Raw genomic sequence first — 15,455 nt, forward strand, 5'->3', positions numbered from 1 at the left:
GGAGATCAATATGGGCGAGGGTGAGCAACGGCACCGCGACCCGAATGGCCGAAGCCCCGTCACGGTACGGGTGATGTCATTCAATATCTGGCTCGGCGGTGAGCAAATCGAATTCGGCCAGGTGGCGGAGGCGATCAAAGCCGCCGAGGCGGATGTGGTCGGAATTCAGGAGGCAGGCCCCAATCTCAAGCGAATCGCCGACGCACTCGGCTGGCACTTCGCGCCTGGTAACGAGCGTCACCAGCAGATCGTCAGCCGTTTTCGGCTGTTGCCCGGCCAAGACCCGGACACTTTTGTCTACGCGCTGACCGAGAATTCCACTGGATTCGCCATCTCGAACGTCCATCTGCGTGCGTATCCATACGGTCCGCACGAACTGAGAGACGGCGCCACTTCCGATCACGTACTGGGTCTGGAAGCGCACCATCTCGAAGAACTCGCCGCACATTTCGACACGTTGCCAAAACTGGCGGCGGCCGGCATTCCGGTGTTCTTGACCGGCGATCACAACGTCCCTAGTCACCTGGACTGGACCGGACCAGCCGCGGCGGCGTCGGAGGAATCCTTCCGCACGCCGTTCGCGTGGCCCCTGTCGATGCGCCTGCAGGGGGTTGGGTTCCGGGACAGCTTCCGCGAGGCACATCCGGATGCGGCCGCCAAACCAGGTATCACCTGGAGTCCCGGGTATCCACCGCCGGCCATCGACGACGACGAGGTCTGCGACCGGATCGACTATGTGTACGCGGCCGGCCCGGCCACGACGGTGAGCAGTCAGGTGGTCGGAGAGCCGGGCCCGCAGAGTGACATCGCGGTGGACTCGTGGCCCTCGGACCATCGGGCCGTGGTTTCGGAATTCACGATCGTGCCGGCGCCGGTGCCACACGCGTTGTGAGCCACCCGAGCGTGCTGTTGCCAGCACGTCGCGGATCCGCAAGGTGAACACCTCGGCAGAACTCCGCCGCCAAGCCTTCTGTTGTTGGGTCGCCGATTCAGATGCCGCCCGGTGGGCAGTCACTCGACATACGAGAGGAAGTGTCTTAGATGAGACTCCCGTACAGTGGCCGGGGCCGGAATATTGCCCTGATTGCCGCTACCACACTTATTGCGGCCGGTTGCGCCGGAAACGGCGTAGACGACCCCGAAGCTGTTGAGGCCGTCGATCTCGACGAGATCGACGAAGCCGTCGCGATCGAGTTCTATTACGGCCTTGGAGGTTATCTCGGTGAAGTTGTCGAAGAATTCATCGACCGCTTCAACGAATCACAGGACAACGTCGTCGTCACCGGTGTGACACAGGGCTCGTACGAGGAAACCGGCCAAGCTCTGCAAGCTGCTGTGGCGGCCGGAGACCCGCCAGCGGTGGCGTTGAACGCACCGGCGGGATTCGCCGAACGTGGGCTATTGGCTGCCCTGGACCCGTACATCGAGGCCGACCCGGACGTCGACCTGGACGATTTCGTGGACGCATTCGTCGAGCCTGGAATCTTCGATGAACAGCTTTATGAATTGCCGATGTTCGGTACTACTCAGGTCATGTATTACCGGCACGACTTCTTCGACGATGCGGGCATCGACCCGGCAGAGGCGTTGTCCACGTGGGAGAACCTGGCCGAGGCCGCAGAACAGCTGACGGAGCGGGACAACGGCAATGTGACCCGCTACGGCTGGGAGCCGATGTACGGCGAGGCGAACATGATCGACGCGGTCTTGAGCCGCGGCGGGCAGATCATCTCCGACGACGGCACCGAGGTGCTCATCGATGACGACGTATGGGTGGAGACCTGGGATGCGTTCCGGGAGTGGATCCACGAGGACGAGATCATGCGGATCCACCACGGCGGCACCGGCTGGGAGTATTGGTACCGGACCATCGACGACGTTCTCCAGGACCGCGCCGCCGGGTACACGGGATCGAGCGGCGACCAGGGCGATCTCGATTTCGACCTGGTGAGTGCGCACATACAACCCGGATGGGAAGGTTCCGATCCAGCCCCGGTTGCAGGAGGGAACTCCGGTGCGATCCTCGCCGACGCCTCCGACGAAGAGAAGGCCGCCGCCTGGGAATGGCTGAAGTTCTTCACCTTGACCGAGAACACGGCGGAGTACTCGATCAAGACCGGATACATCCCGGTGCGTGAGTCCGCTGCCGAGGATCCCGACTTCCAGGCACATGCGGAAGAAAACCCACATGCCATGGTGCCCCTCGAGCAGGTGCTGATCGCATCGCCGGCGTTCGTCGATCCGACCGGAGGTGAGATCAACGACGCGCTGACGATCGCTGCAGACCGGGTTCAGATCGAGAACGTGCCCGCTGCGCAAGCCTTGGCTGAGGCGGCGCAGGAAGCACAAGAGGCCCTGGACCGGCTCGGGTGACTCGACAGCTGACTGAGGTGCCGGCGCGTGCACACGGCGCCGGCACCGCAACCGAGGGGTGGGACGGGTTTTGGTGACCGTGACTGTCCATGACCGGAAGTATCTGATCGATGCGATCTTGTTCGACAAGGACGGGACGCTGATTGACTTCGCGTCCTTGTGGCTGGCATGGCTCGACGCTCTACTGGACACGCTCGGTGAGACGGTGGCGGTGCCGATCCAGCGCTCGGACCTGGCCTCGGCCGTCGGCGCTGACCTCATCAGCCGGACCCACGATGCCGGAGGGCCGCTCGCGGTCGGATCGAACAGCGAGGTCCGGCTCGTGCTGGCCCAGCGCCTGTACATGTCCGGACTGCGGTGGGAACAGGCGTGCGCAGCGGTCGAGTCAGCGAGCCGGATTGTGGACACGTGGCTGAGCGAGGAGGCGCTCATCGATCCTGCGGCCGGAGTTCTGGACTTCATTGGCCAGGCCAGAGAGCTCGGCGTGCGGATGGGCGTCGTCACCGCCGACGACCAGGACCGGACGCTGCGTCACCTGCACCTGCTGGGCCTTCAGGACAGCATCGAGGTGGTGATCGGCGCCGACACCGTGAGCAGCGGCAAACCCGACCCGGAAGGGGTGCTCCTGGCGTGCCGGCGCCTCGGCGTCGCGCCGGAGCGCACACTGCTGGTCGGGGACACCTCGAGCGACATGGCTGCGGCGACCGCGGCCGGCCTGGCGACCGGGATCCGGCTTGGTGGAGCGGGGCCGGACGACGAGCTCCTGTTCTCTGGCAACGGGTCCATACCTCTGCACCGGGTCGAACGATTCGAAGAGGTGAGTATCACGCCATGAGAGCACGAGACGCCCAGCCAGCACAGGGGCCGTCAACAACGACGACGGCCTCGCCGATCGATCAGGAGGGACACTGATGGGAGCCCTCGAAATCGAGCAGGTTCACAAGCGTTTTGGCAAGACTGTCGCATTGAGCGACGTGACCTTCGACGTCGGTGACGGAGAACTGGTGGTGATCGTCGGGCCGTCCGGCTGCGGCAAGACCACGCTGCTGCGCATCGTCGCCGGACTGGACCAGATGACGTCCGGGGAAGTCCGCCTGGACGGCGCGCCGATCTCGAACCTGGCGTCGTCGCGGCGCGACATCGCGATGGTGTTCCAGAGCTATGCCCTCTACCCGCACATGACGGTCGAGCGCAACATCGGCTACCCGCTCAAACAGCGACGTGTCCCCAAGACGTACGCTCGGGAAAGGGTTCGGCAGGTGGCGGAATCGCTGGAGATCGCCGACCTGCTGGACCGGAAACCAGGGCAGCTCTCCGGAGGTCAGCGGCAGCGAGTGGCCCTCGGCCGGGCAATTGTCCGAGAGCCCCAGGCGTTCCTGATGGACGAGCCGCTGTCGAATCTCGACGCGAAACTCCGGGCCGAGACCCGCTCCGAGATCAGTAAACTGCAGCGCCGCCTGGGCGTCACCACCCTCTACGTCACCCACGACCAGGTGGAAGCCATGACGATGGGGGACCGCATCGCGATCATGCATGCGGGCCGTTTGCAGCAGTTCGGCCGCCCGCTGGAACTGTTCGATCAGCCGGCGAACGTGTTTGTGGCCGGGTTCCTGGGGACCCCGCCGATGAACCTGATCCGGGGAAGGCTCGCTCGCACCGGAGCCGGCACGCATTTCACGATGCCCGGCGAGGCCCGTGCACTGGAGGTGCCGTCCTCGGCTCCGGTTCCGGAAGTGGTGCGGGCAGCGGGCAGCGACAACGATGGAGCCCACGTGTGGCTCGGAGTGCGGCCCGGCGCGACCGCGCTCGTGTCTCCGGGCGAGCTCGCCGAAGCCAGCCGGCACCAGATCACGCTCAGCGGACCGGTGTCTCGTAGCGAGTTGCACGGTGATATCGCCTACGCGACGGTCGACATCGGCGGTCAGGAACTGACCATCACGCTCGACGACATGCGAGTACCGGATGTCGCCCACCTGGCCATCAAGCCTGAGGACATCCGCTGGTTCGACTCCGCGGGCGACCTAGCGCCGGTGCCGTCATGACCGCCGTCGTCGAGCGGCCGGGCCGCCGCACCCGCACCGGCAGCCGCGGGCGTCCGGACGAACCGCCAGGGCAGCGCAGCCCGCTGGCCACCATCGGCTTCCTGCTGCCCGCGATGGTGCCGTTGACCGTCTTCTGGATCGTCCCGATGATCCTGGTGTTCTGGTGGAGCTTCACCAACTGGGACATGATGGCGCCCGAATACGACATCGTGGGCCTGGAGAACTACGAACTCCTGATCACCCGCGGCGCCCTCGGCCAGGTTCTCTGGAACACCACCTATTTCACTGTGGGGACGGTGGTGCCCACGGTCGTCGGTGGCCTGCTGCTGGCGCTGCTCCTCCACAAACGCCTCCGTGGCTCGAGTCTGTACCGCACTATCATCTTCAGCCCGTGGGTCACCCCGATGGTGGCGATGTCGATCGTGTTCACCTGGATCTTCGAGCCGCGGGTCGGCCTGGCCAACTACGTGATGACGAGTGTCGGGCTGCCGGCGCTGCCCTGGGCGTCGTCGAGCGACTGGGCGATGGTGGTCATCATCATCGTCACTGTGTGGCGTCAGCTCGGCTGGGCGATGATCTTTTACACGGTGGCGCTGGGGCGGGTTCCGGCCGACCTGTACGAAGCCGCCGAGATGGATGGATCGTCGTCGTGGGCGAAGTTCAAGGACATCACCCTGCCGATGATCTCCCCGACCACATTCTTCTTGGTCATCATCATGACGATCGAGGCACTGCAGGCCTTCGACCAGATCGACGTGATCACCCAGGGCGGGCCAGCAGGTTCGACGCGCACGCTTCTCTACTTCTACTACCAGGCCGCATTCGAGCGATTCCAGGTGGGCGAGGCAGCGGCCGTGGCGGTCTTCCTGGTCGTGCTCACCGGGATGATCGCGCTTGCGCAGTTCGTCGTCGGACGCCGATTCGTCCACTACCAATAGGGGATTCCGATGGCTACCTCGAGGACATCCGAACCTCTGGACGCTTCGCTGGACGAAGCTGTCAGCCCGCCGGAACTAGGACCGCCGCCGGTGCACACCGGCCCGCGCCGGCTGCGCGATCTCGTCGGAACCACCGGGCGCCACGTCGGGCTCATCGTCATGACCGGCCTGATTGCGTTGCCGTTTCTGTGGATGGTGACGAACTCCATCAAGACCACGGACGAGATGTGGGCCTGGCCGCCGGTGTGGTGGCCGGCGGAGGCTGTGTGGTCGAACTTCCCGGACGCCTGGTCCGCGGCACGCTTCGGCCGGTACATGTTCAACTCGTTCTTCGTGGCCGCCGCGATCGTGGCGATTCAGACCGTGAACACCGCGATGCTGGCCTATGCGATCACCCAGATGCGGTTCTGGGGCCGGGACATGCTGTTCGGGCTGGTCCTGGTCACCTACATGCTGCCGGTGCCGGCCACCTACGTGGTCAGCTTCATCATCTTGTCCCGGCTCGGCTGGCTGGACAGCTATCAGGGCCTGATCGTGTCGAACTCGGTCTCAGTGCTGGCGATTTTTCTCGTACGGCAGGCGTTCTTGCAGGTCCCACGCGACTACATCGAGGCCGCGCGGATGGACGGGGCGAGTCATTGGAAAGTGCTCTGGCAGATCTGCTTCCCGCTGGCCAAGCCGGTGTTCATCACCGTGGGAATCTTGAACTTCATCGTCCAATACAACAACTACTTCTGGCCGCGGCTGATCACCCGCTCGGATGAGATGCGACTGGTCAGCGTCGGGCTCCGGCAGTTCTTCATCGAGGCGGGCGCGTACGGCATCCAATGGCCGCTGATCATGGCAGCGGCGACATTCATCGTGCTGCCGCTGCTGATCGGGTTCCTGTTCGTGCAGAAGTGGCTGGTGCGTGCGGTAAGCCTGACCAGCGGACAGAAGTAGCCGGCGCGCGGATCGGCAGCGGATGAGCACGGCAGCGGTGATCGGCCTGATGCTGATCGCTGGGCTCATGCATGCGGGGTGGAATCTGGCCGCCAAAAGACTGCGCGCCGATCGCACCCTGTTCCTCATCGCGCTCTCACCGATCGGGGTGGTCCTCACGTTGCCCTGGGCACTTACTCACCTGCCGGCTCCCGAGCACTGGGCGCCCGTCGCGGGCTTCGTGGCTGTCCGGGTGGTCCTGAACGCCATCTACCTGGTCACGCTGTCCCGCTCGTATCGCGTGCTCGACCTGTCCGTGGCATATCCGATCGCGCGCGGCAGCGGCCCACTGGTAGCGACGATCCTGGCCGTTTCGCTGCTGGGGGAGCGGCCGGACCTGATCGGCGTGGTCGGCGTCTTGATCGTGAGCGCGGCCATCGTGTCCATGGCGGGTGCGAATCCGAAGGCAGCGGTGCCCCAGCCGGCCATGGCGCCGGGTCCGGCAGTGCGCTGGCCGATCCTGACCGGGGTGACCATCGGTTGCTACACGGCGCTGGACAAGGCCGCCGTCGCCGTGATCGATCCGGTCACTTACCTGGCGTTCGTCGAATTCGGCACCTTCCTGGTGCTGGGCGCGGCGGTGACGTACCGCGGCCGCGCGGGAGAACTCGGCCGGGTGCTGGTCTCGTATCCCTGGCAGCTTCTCGCGGCCGCGGCCATGGTCATCGGCAGCTATGCCCTGGCGTTGATCGCCCTGTCACATAGTTACGCCTCATACGTCGCGCCCCTGCGGGAAGTCGCCGTTGTCTATGCCGTCGTATTCGGCATCGTCGTGCTTGGTGAGCGTCATGCCGCCCGCCGGATTCCGGCCGCCCTCGGGATCGTATCCGGGCTGGCCATGGTGGGGGTGGCGATGTAGAGCGACGCCAGCACACGAGATGACCATGTCGGCCACATACCCGAGATACGCACGCCACGGAGCACCGATCAAGAAGAGGAGGCTGTCATGTTCAGGACCATCCGCCGGGTAGCAACACTCCTGCTCGCCGCGGTTGTCGCGCTGGCCGGGTCGGGAACGATCGCTGCCCACGCCCATGCCGACGAAGAGATCACGCTGCGGGTCATGACCTTCAACATCTGGGTCGGCGGTGATCAAGTGAGCTTCGACAAGGTAGTAGAGGCCATAGAGGTAGCCGAGGCGGACATCGTCGGCGTCCAGGAATCCTTCGGCAACCTCGAGCGCCTGGCCGACGCACTCGGGTGGTATCACCTCCCCGAGCACGGGCGGCATCAGCAGATCATCAGCCGGTATCCATTGGTCCGCGGCGAACACCCCGACATCTACGTGTACGCGCTGGTCGGGGACGCACACGTCGTCGCCGTGTCGGACGTGCATCTGAGTGCATACCCATACGGTCCGTACGACCTGCGCGACGGCGCTTCGGTGGATGAAGTGCTGGCGAACGAACAGCGGCATCTGGATGAGCTAGCCCGGCACTTCGAGGTACTGCCTGAACTGGCGGCGGACGACATCCCGGTGTTCTTCGTGGGCGATCTCAACGTGCCGAGCCACCTCGACTGGACGCAGGCCGCGGCAGACGCCTCGGACGAGCCGTTCCGCTCGGAGATCGCCTGGCCGGTGTCGGTGAAGCTGGAAGAACTGGGTTTCCGGGACACCTTCCGCGAGGTCCACACTGACGAGGTCGCCGTTCCCGGATACACATGGACCCCTGGGTATCCACCGCCGGAGATGACCGACGACGAGGTCCACGACCGGATCGACTACGTGTATGCCGCCGGTCCGTCGACCACCCTCGACAGCGCTGTGGTGGGGGAAGAATCCGAACTGAGCCAGATCGTCGTCGAACCGTGGCCGTCGGATCACCGGGCCGTCGTCTCGGAGTTCGACGTCGTCCCGAAGCCCGTCCGGGAGCTCACGCCGACGCTCGTCACCGACGCGCCGGTGTATGACCCGGGTGAGCCGATCGCAGTCGACTTTCTCGGAGCCGCCGACGGTGACCGGATCACGGTCGAAAAGGCTGGCTCGAAGGCTCCCGAGCGGCTGGCCCGGACCCCGGGTGAGGCTGGAACGATCGTCTTCGACGGAACCGAAGCGGGCCGGAGCTGGCCGCTCGAACCCGGTGAATACGTGGTGAACCTGCGCAGCCGCGGCGGTGTGACCGCGTCCACCAGCTTCGTGGTCCGCGACGCGTCGATGCTGCCGTCTCTGGAACTCGACGCCGACGTCTACGCTTCCGGCGACCCGATCACGGCCATCTTCACCAACACTCCTGGAAACGCAACGGACTGGGTCGGCATCTACCACGTCGGCGACACTCCGGGCAGCGTCGGCTCTCGGTTCTGGCAGTACGTGGGCGGCGGCCAGACAGCGACCGTCCCGGTCCTGGACGGCTCAGTGACGTTCTCGGCTGAGCAACCTGCGGAAGGCTCGGCCGCGTGGCCCCCAGAGCCAGGTGAATACGTGGCCTACCTGCTCGAGGCGGACGGGTATCGGATTCTGGCGGAGGCCGGATTCACCGTGGTGGCGCCTGACGTGGCATCGTCCGCCAAGTCAGAGTAGCGTCCCGGACGCGGATGGTGAAGATGTTGCCGGGCACCCGCTGCCCCCAACGTCCCGTAGCGGGTGCCCGACGTGCACACCGAGCGTCGGCGGCGCGTCGACCGACTGCCTCGGTACTAAGAAAGACGCGCGGGTGCCCGGAAAGGTTGCGTGCGGAACGAACTCGGGGAAGAAGGCGCGAGACCGGCATCAGGCCGGGCCGACGAGATCCCACCGGTTGCCCGCGATGTCGAGGAATACCACTACGCGTCCGTACTCCTCAGTGCGGGGCTCGGTGACGAAGGCGACACCCGCGGCGGCCAGCCGGGCATACGTGCCGTCGAAATCCTCCACCCGGAGGAAGAACCCGACCCGGCCGGCTACCTGGCTCCCCACCGCGGCCTTCTGATCGGCGCCGTCGGCCCGGGCCAGCAGGATTCCAGTTTCGGCACCCGGCGGCCGGACAACCACCCACCGCTTGGCCCGGCCGTCATTGGTGAGCGACGGTGAGTCCTCGGCGAGTTCGAAGCCAAGCACGTCGACGAAGAAGTCGATCGCGGGATCATAGTCGTCGACCACGATGGTCACCAAGTGGAGGAAGGGCATGACAGGCCAGCCTAGTGCCCCGCGCTGTTCTTACGTCAGTGCGAAGCTGTGTGTCAGCGCGCGGTGGCGGCGGTGACGTGCACGCGCAAACCATGACGCGGGCGCATCGCCGCGAAACTGGTGGGGCGTATCGAGGCTGCCTGGAGTGGTGGACCTGCTTGCTCCCGAGGGCGTCCTACATATGTAGCACGCACCTTATATGGTGGCGAGATGGCCCGCGATGACCACCTCCACCTCACGGCGGAGCACAGCGTGTTCGGTTTGATGGTAGAACGGCCGGGCCATGGCGTCGTACAGCAGCCCGTCTATTTGGGCCAGGAGAATGCGTGCGGATTCGTCTTCCAGCGGAAGCCCGCCGGAGCGCATACCGGCTGCCGCACGTTCGACGAATCGCCGGGTTGCCGTCCGGAGGTCGGGCTGCAGTTCAGGCCGCCGCGCTGCGTCGAGGTAGATCTCCAACCGGGCGCGGGCCCGGACGCGCCCCGGACCGAGCCAGTATTCAAGCAGTTCGGTAAAGGTGTCGACGATCCGCTCCCGGCCTTCATGGGTGTCGACGTTCCAGCCGTTCATCGAGAACTGACTGAGCATCTGTTCGTCTAGTTCGACGATCCGCTGCAGCACAGCTGATAGCAGCGCAAGCCTCGTCCGGAAGCAACTGCTGGCACTTCCCGGGGGGAGCTGTGCCCAGGCGTCGGCGGCGCGGTGAGTGAGACCGCGTAAACCCTCAGCTGCGATGACCTCGATCGCGGCATCGGCGACGCGTTGTTTGCGGGGTGTCTCGGGCCGAACGTCGGATGTCATGTGCATCAACATGACTGCTGGAACAAAAGCGCGCAAGTCGCCACACCACGGCGCGTCCCGTGATCATTGGCTGAAAGGCGCAGCATCACAGGGTCTGAATCCAAGGATCACGAGGTCGGTGCCGGCGCCGGCTGGTTCCTCGCGGCGTCTTCGGCTTGGAGGTGCCGGCGCAGCCTTTCGCCCTCGACGTCGACGTCAGGCAGTACACGGTCCAGCCAGCGCGGAATCCACCAGGCCCGTTCACCGAGCAGCCTCAGGACCGCCGGCACGATCGTCATCCGCACCACGAAGGCATCGATGAACACGGCGAAGGCCAAGGCGAAGCCGACCTGCTTGATGAAGTCGTCACCGAGCACAAAGGCGCCGAAGACGCTGATCATGATCACCGCGGCGGCCGCGACCACTCGAGCGCCGTGCTGAAATCCGATGATCACCGCCGGTGTGGCGGCCAGGCCGTGTACGTGTTCCTCTCGCATGCGGGTGACGAGGAAGACCTGGTAGTCCATCGCAAGGCCGAACACGAGGCCGATCAGGATGATCGGCAGCATGCTCATGATCGGCCCGGTCTGCTGCAGCCCGATCAGGTCCGCGAGCCAGCCCCACTGGAACACCGCGACGGTGGCCCCGAAGGTCGCGGCCATCGTCACGAGGAACCCGAGGGCCGCCTTGAGCGGAACCAGGATCGAGCGGAAGACCAGGACCAGGATCAGAAAGGACAGCCCCACGACAACGGCGAGATACGGCGCCAGCGCAGCGGCCATCATCTCGTTGAAATCGATGACCACGGCTGTCGGCCCGGTGACCCGCACCACCGCTCCCGTGCCTGACTCGATATCCGCGGAGAGGTCCCGGATGCCGTGCACCACTTCCTCGGTGCCGGCTGCACCTGGGCCGGTGCCCGGAACCGCGATCACCAGGCCGGTGTCACCCGTGTCGTTGAAACCGGCAGGCGTGACCATCACGACCCCGTCGAGTCGCTCCACCGCGGCGACCACCGTGGATAGTGCCGCCTCCGGGTCAGGGCTGTCGACGGCGTCGACCACCACCGTCAGCGGTCCGTTGAATCCAGGACCGAACCCCTCGGCCAGCAGGTCGTAGGCTTGACGCCGGGTGTCGTCGGTTCCGTAGCTGCCTTCGTCGGGCAACCCCAGCTGCAGGCTGGTGGCCGGGAGCGCGAGTGCGCCGACCCCGACCAGGGCGACCGCCAGCACCCGCAGCGGATGGTTGGTGACCATGGTGATCCAGCTGAGGCCGATCGTGGGCTCCTCGGCTTCTGGATCACGGACCTTCAAGCCGGGTATCCGGCCGCCGAGAATACGCCGCTTGGCGAAGCCGAAGAGGGCGGGCAACATGGTCAGCGCGATGACGACGGCCATCGCCACCGCGAAGGCGGCGGACAGGCCCATCTCGGTGAGCAGCGGGATTCCGACGACGGTGAGCCCGACGAGGGCGATCATGACCGTCAGCCCGGCGAACACCACGGCATTCCCGGCGGTACCGATGGCACGTCCGGCGGCTTCCTCGCCGCCGCGGCCGTGTGCCAGTTCATGCCGGTATCGCGAGGCGATGAACAGCGAGTAGTCGATCGCCAAGGCGATACCGAGCATCATCGCCAGGATCGACGAGTCTTCGGACATCTCGAAGAACCGGCTGGCGATGGTGATGGTGGAGATCGTGACGCCGACCCCGATGATCGCGTTGAGTAGCGGCATCCCGGCAGCCACGAACGAGCCGAAGGTGACGATCAACACGACGAACGCGATCGCCAGCCCGACCATCTCGCTGCCGCCCTCGAACTCCTCGCCAGTGAAGGCGATGTCGCCGCCGACCTCGACGATGTGCCCGGCATCACGCCCGGCTTGCACTGCTGCGAACAACGCGTCGCGAGACTCCTCGCTCAGGACCTGCGCGGTGTAGTTCGCCTCGGCATAGGCGACGGTGGCGTCGGCCGACACCGTCCCGGCGTCGAACGGGTTGACCACATTGACCAGCCCGGGAGTCGTCTGTATCTCCGCGACCACCGCGTCCACGACGGCTCGGTTGGCGGGCTCGTCGAGCGTTTCGCCCTCCGGAGCAGCGAAGACCACGCGGCCGCTCGCGCCGTCGGCGGCGATGCCGGGGAAGCGTTCGCCCAGCAGGTCCATGGTCTCCTGGGACTCGGTGCCGGGAATTTCGAAGGATTCGACGTGCTCGCCGGCGAGGGTGGCCGATCCGACTCCGGTGAGGATCAGCAGCAGCACCCACGTGCTGGCGACGAACCATCGGCGCCGGTAAGCGAGCCGGCCCAGCCGGTAGAGAAATGTGGCCACGACACGAAGGTAGATCCGATCAGGTCCACACGCCGCCCGAACGCACACATTCCCCTTCTCCGCCTAAATGATCATGTTTGGTGGGTTTTCTCGTGCATCACCATGGCTGCAGGCATGGTGATGCACGAGAAGTCCTGGTGTTTTCCCGGCCGGATCACGGACAGCACCCGGCATCCTCAGCCCGCCACGAGGCCGCCGAAGAACGCGCGGATGTCGGAAACGTGAGCATCGGGCTCCTCCATGGCGACGAAATGGTTGCCAGGATTGCCTTCGGGCCAATGAACGATGGTGTTGTGACGCTCAGCGAGCCTGCGGAAGAGCGCTGGTCCGCCGCTGTAGACGCCCGTGGGCACTTTGTCCTGGCCGGTCGGCCAGTCGAAACCGCCGTTGCTCAGCCCGTTGTACATCGGCCAGGACGAGGATCCGGAGGTGCCCGTGAACCAGTACAGGCTCACGTTGGTGAGAATGTGATCGCGGTCCATGACGTCCTCGGGCACCTCGGCCATCGGAGTGAATTCCTGGAACTTCTCCAGCATCCAGGCCAGCAGTGCCACGGGAGAGTCGTGCCAGCCGTAGGCGAATGTCTGGGGCGCCGCCCGGAGGAGGCTGTGGTGGTCCACGCCGCCCTCCATCCACGTGAGGATCTCTGCGTACTCGGCGCGTTCGTCGTCGTTCATGCCGGGAACGTCGGCTTCGGTGGGGAAACCGAGCCCACCGTCGAGATGCACGCCGACGACGCGCTCTGGAGCCGCCAGGACGACCTCGGGTGCGATGTACGCACCGAGGTCCCCGCCTTGTGTACCGAAACGTTCGTAGCCGAGCCGGTCCATCAGCTCGGCCCACATGCCGGCCACCCGCCGCACGGTCCAGCCCGCTTCCCGCGGCGGATCGGAGAAACCGAATCCGGGCACCGAGGGGACGACGACGTGGAAGGCCTGAGCCCCTTCGGCGCCATGCGCCCGGGGATCGCTCAGCGGCCCGATGAGCTTGGTGAACTCGACGACCGACGCCGGCCAGCCATGGGTGAGAATCAACGGCAGTGCGTCCGGCTCGGGGGAGGGGACGTGGAGGAAGTGGACGTCGTGCCCGTCGATCTCGGTCAGGTATTGCGGGAACGAGTTCAGCGCCGCCTCGTGGGTCCGCCAGTTGTAGCCCGTGCGCCAGTACCCGGCCCAGTCACGGAGGTAGCCGGCGGGGACGCCGCGGCTCCACCCGCCGCCGGGGAGTTGGTCAGCCCAGCGCGTGCGGGTCAGCCGTGTGTGGAGGTCATCGATGGCGGCCTGGTCGATGTTGATTCTGAACGGGCGGATTTCGGTTGTCATTTCGGTGCCTCTCGTCAGCGTCTGACCGGTACACCTCCAGACGCTAGAGGGCAACTAGGTCAGTTCATGGCCTAGTTCGGTGGCACACTTTTCTTCATGACCGACACCCCTGGCCGGCTGTTGAGGTTGCTTTCTCTGCTGCAGACGCCGCGAGAGTGGCCGGGCAGCGAACTTGCGGAGCGGCTCGGCGTGAGCCCGCGCACAGTCCGCCGTGACATCAGCCGGCTGCGTGATCTCGGCTACCCGGTCGAGGCGACAGTAGGCGCGGCCGGAGGTTACACGCTGGTAGCCGGCACCGCCATGCCGCCGCTCCTGCTCGACGACGACGAAGCCGTGGCCATCGCCGTCGGGCTGCGCACAGCGGCCGGGAACGCCGTCGAAGGCATCGAGGAGTCGTCGGCTCGGGCACTGGCGAAGCTGGAGCAGGTGCTTCCGTCCCGGCTGCGCTACCGCGTCCGCACCCTTGGCGCTGCCACCATGCCGATGACGGGAGACGAACCCGCCATCGACGCCGACGCGCTCACGGTGCTCGCGGCCGCGGTCGCCAACCGCGAGAAGGTCCGGTTCACTTATCGGGCCCGTGACTCGAGCGAGAGTTCGCGACTAGTGGAACCACTGCGGCTGGTCTCGTCCGGGCGCCGGTGGTACCTGGTCGCCTTCGACAATCATCGCGACGGCTGGCGCTCCTTCCGGGTCGACCGGATCCATTGGCCGCGCGCGGTCGGTGCCCGGACTGTGCGCCGCGAGCTCCCGGCCGCCAGCGCGGCCGACTACGTCGCCGGTCGCCGCACCGACTGGGGCACGCCGATATATCACGTCGCGGTCACTTTCCAGGCGCCGGCGGCTTCTGTGGCGGGGCGACTCGGCGACGCCCCCGGCGAGATCGAAGCCCTGGGAGAAGACCGATGCCGCCTGGCGGGCGACAGGGACGACTCCATCGACTGGCTGGCCTCCCGGATGCTGACGCTGGGCTGCGAGTTCGACGTGCACGGCCCGCCCGAGCTGGCCGAAGCGCTACGCGCCATCAGCGCGCGCGCCGCCCGAGCGACCAGCGCTCACGACTCCACCAGATGAGGCTCTTGTGACCTTTCCGTGGGTGAGTTCATGGGGGCCGCTGTCGCGCGTCGTTTCCCCGGGGGGAGGGGGGCTTTCGGCGGGGTCCAGTTGTGGTGTGTCGCGTTCGTCGGGTGGTTGCCGCTGGTTGTGAAGATCGTTGTGTGAATCACGACGGGCCGGCGGAGCGGATGCGGGGTCGTGAAGATCGTCGTGCCAGCCAATGCCGCTGTGCGCCGTCGGGATTCACACGACTGGGCACACACCCGTCGTGAAGATCGTCGTGTGAACCACGCCGGGCCGGCGGGGCGGTATTCGATGTCGTGGAGATCGTCGTGCCAGCCAATGCCGCTGGGAGCCGTCGGGATTCACACGACTGGGCACACACCAGTCGTGAAGATCGTCGTGTGAACCACGCCGGCGGCCCAGTGGGCGCGGGCGGTTCGAGCAGGCACGCCACCTAGCCCCAAAGGGCCCGGGCATGCGCCACGACACACCCAACCGCCCACGGGCACACCATCCGCCAAGGC

13 protein-coding genes are annotated in these 15,455 nt (G+C 66.0%); 9 read left to right on the forward strand and 4 right to left on the reverse strand.

The features are described 5' to 3' along the window. Positions 1 to 10: 10 nt before the first annotated feature. The 8 genes from F7O44_RS02420 to F7O44_RS02455 all read left to right on the forward strand — a co-directional run bounded on the left by F7O44_RS02420 (position 11) and on the right by F7O44_RS02455 (position 8,855). A complete protein-coding gene (locus F7O44_RS02420) occupies positions 11 to 892 on the forward strand; it encodes an endonuclease/exonuclease/phosphatase family protein (protein ID WP_162448577.1) in 882 nt (293 codons plus the stop codon). 149 nt (positions 893 to 1,041) lie between these two features. Further along, entirely contained in the window at positions 1,042 to 2,373 is a 1,332-nt protein-coding gene (locus F7O44_RS02425) for an ABC transporter substrate-binding protein (RefSeq protein ID WP_162448578.1), read from the forward strand. A gap of 73 nt (positions 2,374 to 2,446) precedes the next feature. Further along, positions 2,447 to 3,208 carry an HAD family hydrolase gene (locus tag F7O44_RS02430; RefSeq protein ID WP_162448579.1) on the forward strand — a complete coding sequence of 254 codons (762 nt, stop codon included), beginning with the start codon at positions 2,447 to 2,449 and terminating at the stop codon, positions 3,206 to 3,208. Positions 3,209 to 3,284: 76 nt separating this feature from the next. After that, positions 3,285 to 4,415, forward strand: coding sequence for an ABC transporter ATP-binding protein (locus F7O44_RS02435; protein ID WP_162448580.1), 1,131 nt, complete (start codon positions 3,285 to 3,287; stop codon positions 4,413 to 4,415). Then, the gene (locus F7O44_RS02440; RefSeq protein WP_162448581.1) at positions 4,412 to 5,353 is read left to right on the forward strand and encodes a carbohydrate ABC transporter permease; all 942 of its coding nucleotides are present in this window, start codon (positions 4,412 to 4,414) and stop codon (positions 5,351 to 5,353) included. Before F7O44_RS02435 ends, F7O44_RS02440 begins: the two co-directional genes overlap by 4 nt. Before the next feature lie 9 nt (positions 5,354 to 5,362). Continuing rightward, a complete protein-coding gene (locus F7O44_RS02445; RefSeq protein ID WP_222850971.1) occupies positions 5,363 to 6,295 on the forward strand; it encodes a carbohydrate ABC transporter permease in 933 nt (310 codons plus the stop codon). 22 nt (positions 6,296 to 6,317) lie between these two features. After that, positions 6,318 to 7,193, forward strand: a complete 876-nt coding sequence (locus F7O44_RS02450; protein ID WP_162448582.1) for an SMR family transporter — start codon at positions 6,318 to 6,320, stop codon at positions 7,191 to 7,193. An 87-nt stretch (positions 7,194 to 7,280) separates the two neighbouring features. After that, positions 7,281 to 8,855 carry an endonuclease/exonuclease/phosphatase family protein gene (locus F7O44_RS02455; protein ID WP_162448583.1) on the forward strand — a complete coding sequence of 525 codons (1,575 nt, stop codon included), beginning with the start codon at positions 7,281 to 7,283 and terminating at the stop codon, positions 8,853 to 8,855. 189 nt (positions 8,856 to 9,044) lie between these two features. Here the strand turns inward: F7O44_RS02455 and F7O44_RS02460 are convergent, their stop codons facing one another. The 4 genes from F7O44_RS02460 to F7O44_RS02475 all read right to left on the reverse strand — a co-directional run bounded on the left by F7O44_RS02460 (position 9,045) and on the right by F7O44_RS02475 (position 13,872). Further along, the gene (locus tag F7O44_RS02460) at positions 9,045 to 9,440 is read right to left on the reverse strand and encodes a VOC family protein (protein WP_162448584.1); all 396 of its coding nucleotides are present in this window, start codon (positions 9,438 to 9,440) and stop codon (positions 9,045 to 9,047) included. 195 nt (positions 9,441 to 9,635) lie between these two features. Then, a complete protein-coding gene (locus F7O44_RS02465; protein ID WP_162448585.1) occupies positions 9,636 to 10,241 on the reverse strand; it encodes a TetR/AcrR family transcriptional regulator in 606 nt (201 codons plus the stop codon). Between the two features lie 107 nt (positions 10,242 to 10,348). Further along, complete coding sequence (locus tag F7O44_RS02470; RefSeq protein ID WP_162448586.1) at positions 10,349 to 12,550, reverse strand: MMPL family transporter; 2,202 nt, start codon at positions 12,548 to 12,550, stop codon at positions 10,349 to 10,351. 176 nt (positions 12,551 to 12,726) lie between these two features. Next, a complete protein-coding gene (locus F7O44_RS02475; RefSeq protein WP_162448587.1) occupies positions 12,727 to 13,872 on the reverse strand; it encodes an epoxide hydrolase family protein in 1,146 nt (381 codons plus the stop codon). 96 nt (positions 13,873 to 13,968) lie between these two features. On the opposite strand from F7O44_RS02475, the gene F7O44_RS02480 reads away from it, so the two are divergent. After that, on the forward strand, positions 13,969 to 14,946 hold the full coding sequence (locus F7O44_RS02480) for a helix-turn-helix transcriptional regulator (RefSeq protein ID WP_162448588.1): 978 nt from the start codon (positions 13,969 to 13,971) through the stop codon (positions 14,944 to 14,946). Positions 14,947 to 15,455: the final 509 nt, after the last annotated feature.

Origin of the sequence: Phytoactinopolyspora mesophila (genome assembly GCF_010122465.1) — a bacterium.
Lineage (GTDB): Bacteria > Actinomycetota > Actinomycetes > Jiangellales > Jiangellaceae > Phytoactinopolyspora > Phytoactinopolyspora mesophila.

Excerpts from the sequence above, each read along its gene's own strand:
- F7O44_RS02420 (WP_162448577.1), top strand. The coding sequence starts at position 11 with ATGGGCGAGGGTGAGCAACGGCACCGCGACCCGAATGGCCGAAGCCCC.
- F7O44_RS02425 (WP_162448578.1), top strand. The coding sequence starts at position 1,042 with ATGAGACTCCCGTACAGTGGCCGGGGCCGGAATATTGCCCTGATTGCC.
- F7O44_RS02435 (WP_162448580.1), top strand. The coding sequence starts at position 3,285 with ATGGGAGCCCTCGAAATCGAGCAGGTTCACAAGCGTTTTGGCAAGACT.
- F7O44_RS02440 (WP_162448581.1), top strand. The coding sequence starts at position 4,412 with ATGACCGCCGTCGTCGAGCGGCCGGGCCGCCGCACCCGCACCGGCAGC.
- F7O44_RS02445 (WP_222850971.1), top strand. The coding sequence starts at position 5,363 with ATGGCTACCTCGAGGACATCCGAACCTCTGGACGCTTCGCTGGACGAA.
- F7O44_RS02450 (WP_162448582.1), top strand. The coding sequence starts at position 6,318 with ATGAGCACGGCAGCGGTGATCGGCCTGATGCTGATCGCTGGGCTCATG.
- F7O44_RS02455 (WP_162448583.1), top strand. The coding sequence starts at position 7,281 with ATGTTCAGGACCATCCGCCGGGTAGCAACACTCCTGCTCGCCGCGGTT.
- F7O44_RS02460 (WP_162448584.1), bottom strand. The coding sequence starts at position 9,440 with ATGCCCTTCCTCCACTTGGTGACCATCGTGGTCGACGACTATGATCCC.
- F7O44_RS02465 (WP_162448585.1), bottom strand. The coding sequence starts at position 10,241 with ATGACATCCGACGTTCGGCCCGAGACACCCCGCAAACAACGCGTCGCC.
- F7O44_RS02475 (WP_162448587.1), bottom strand. The coding sequence starts at position 13,872 with ATGACAACCGAAATCCGCCCGTTCAGAATCAACATCGACCAGGCCGCC.
- F7O44_RS02480 (WP_162448588.1), top strand. The coding sequence starts at position 13,969 with ATGACCGACACCCCTGGCCGGCTGTTGAGGTTGCTTTCTCTGCTGCAG.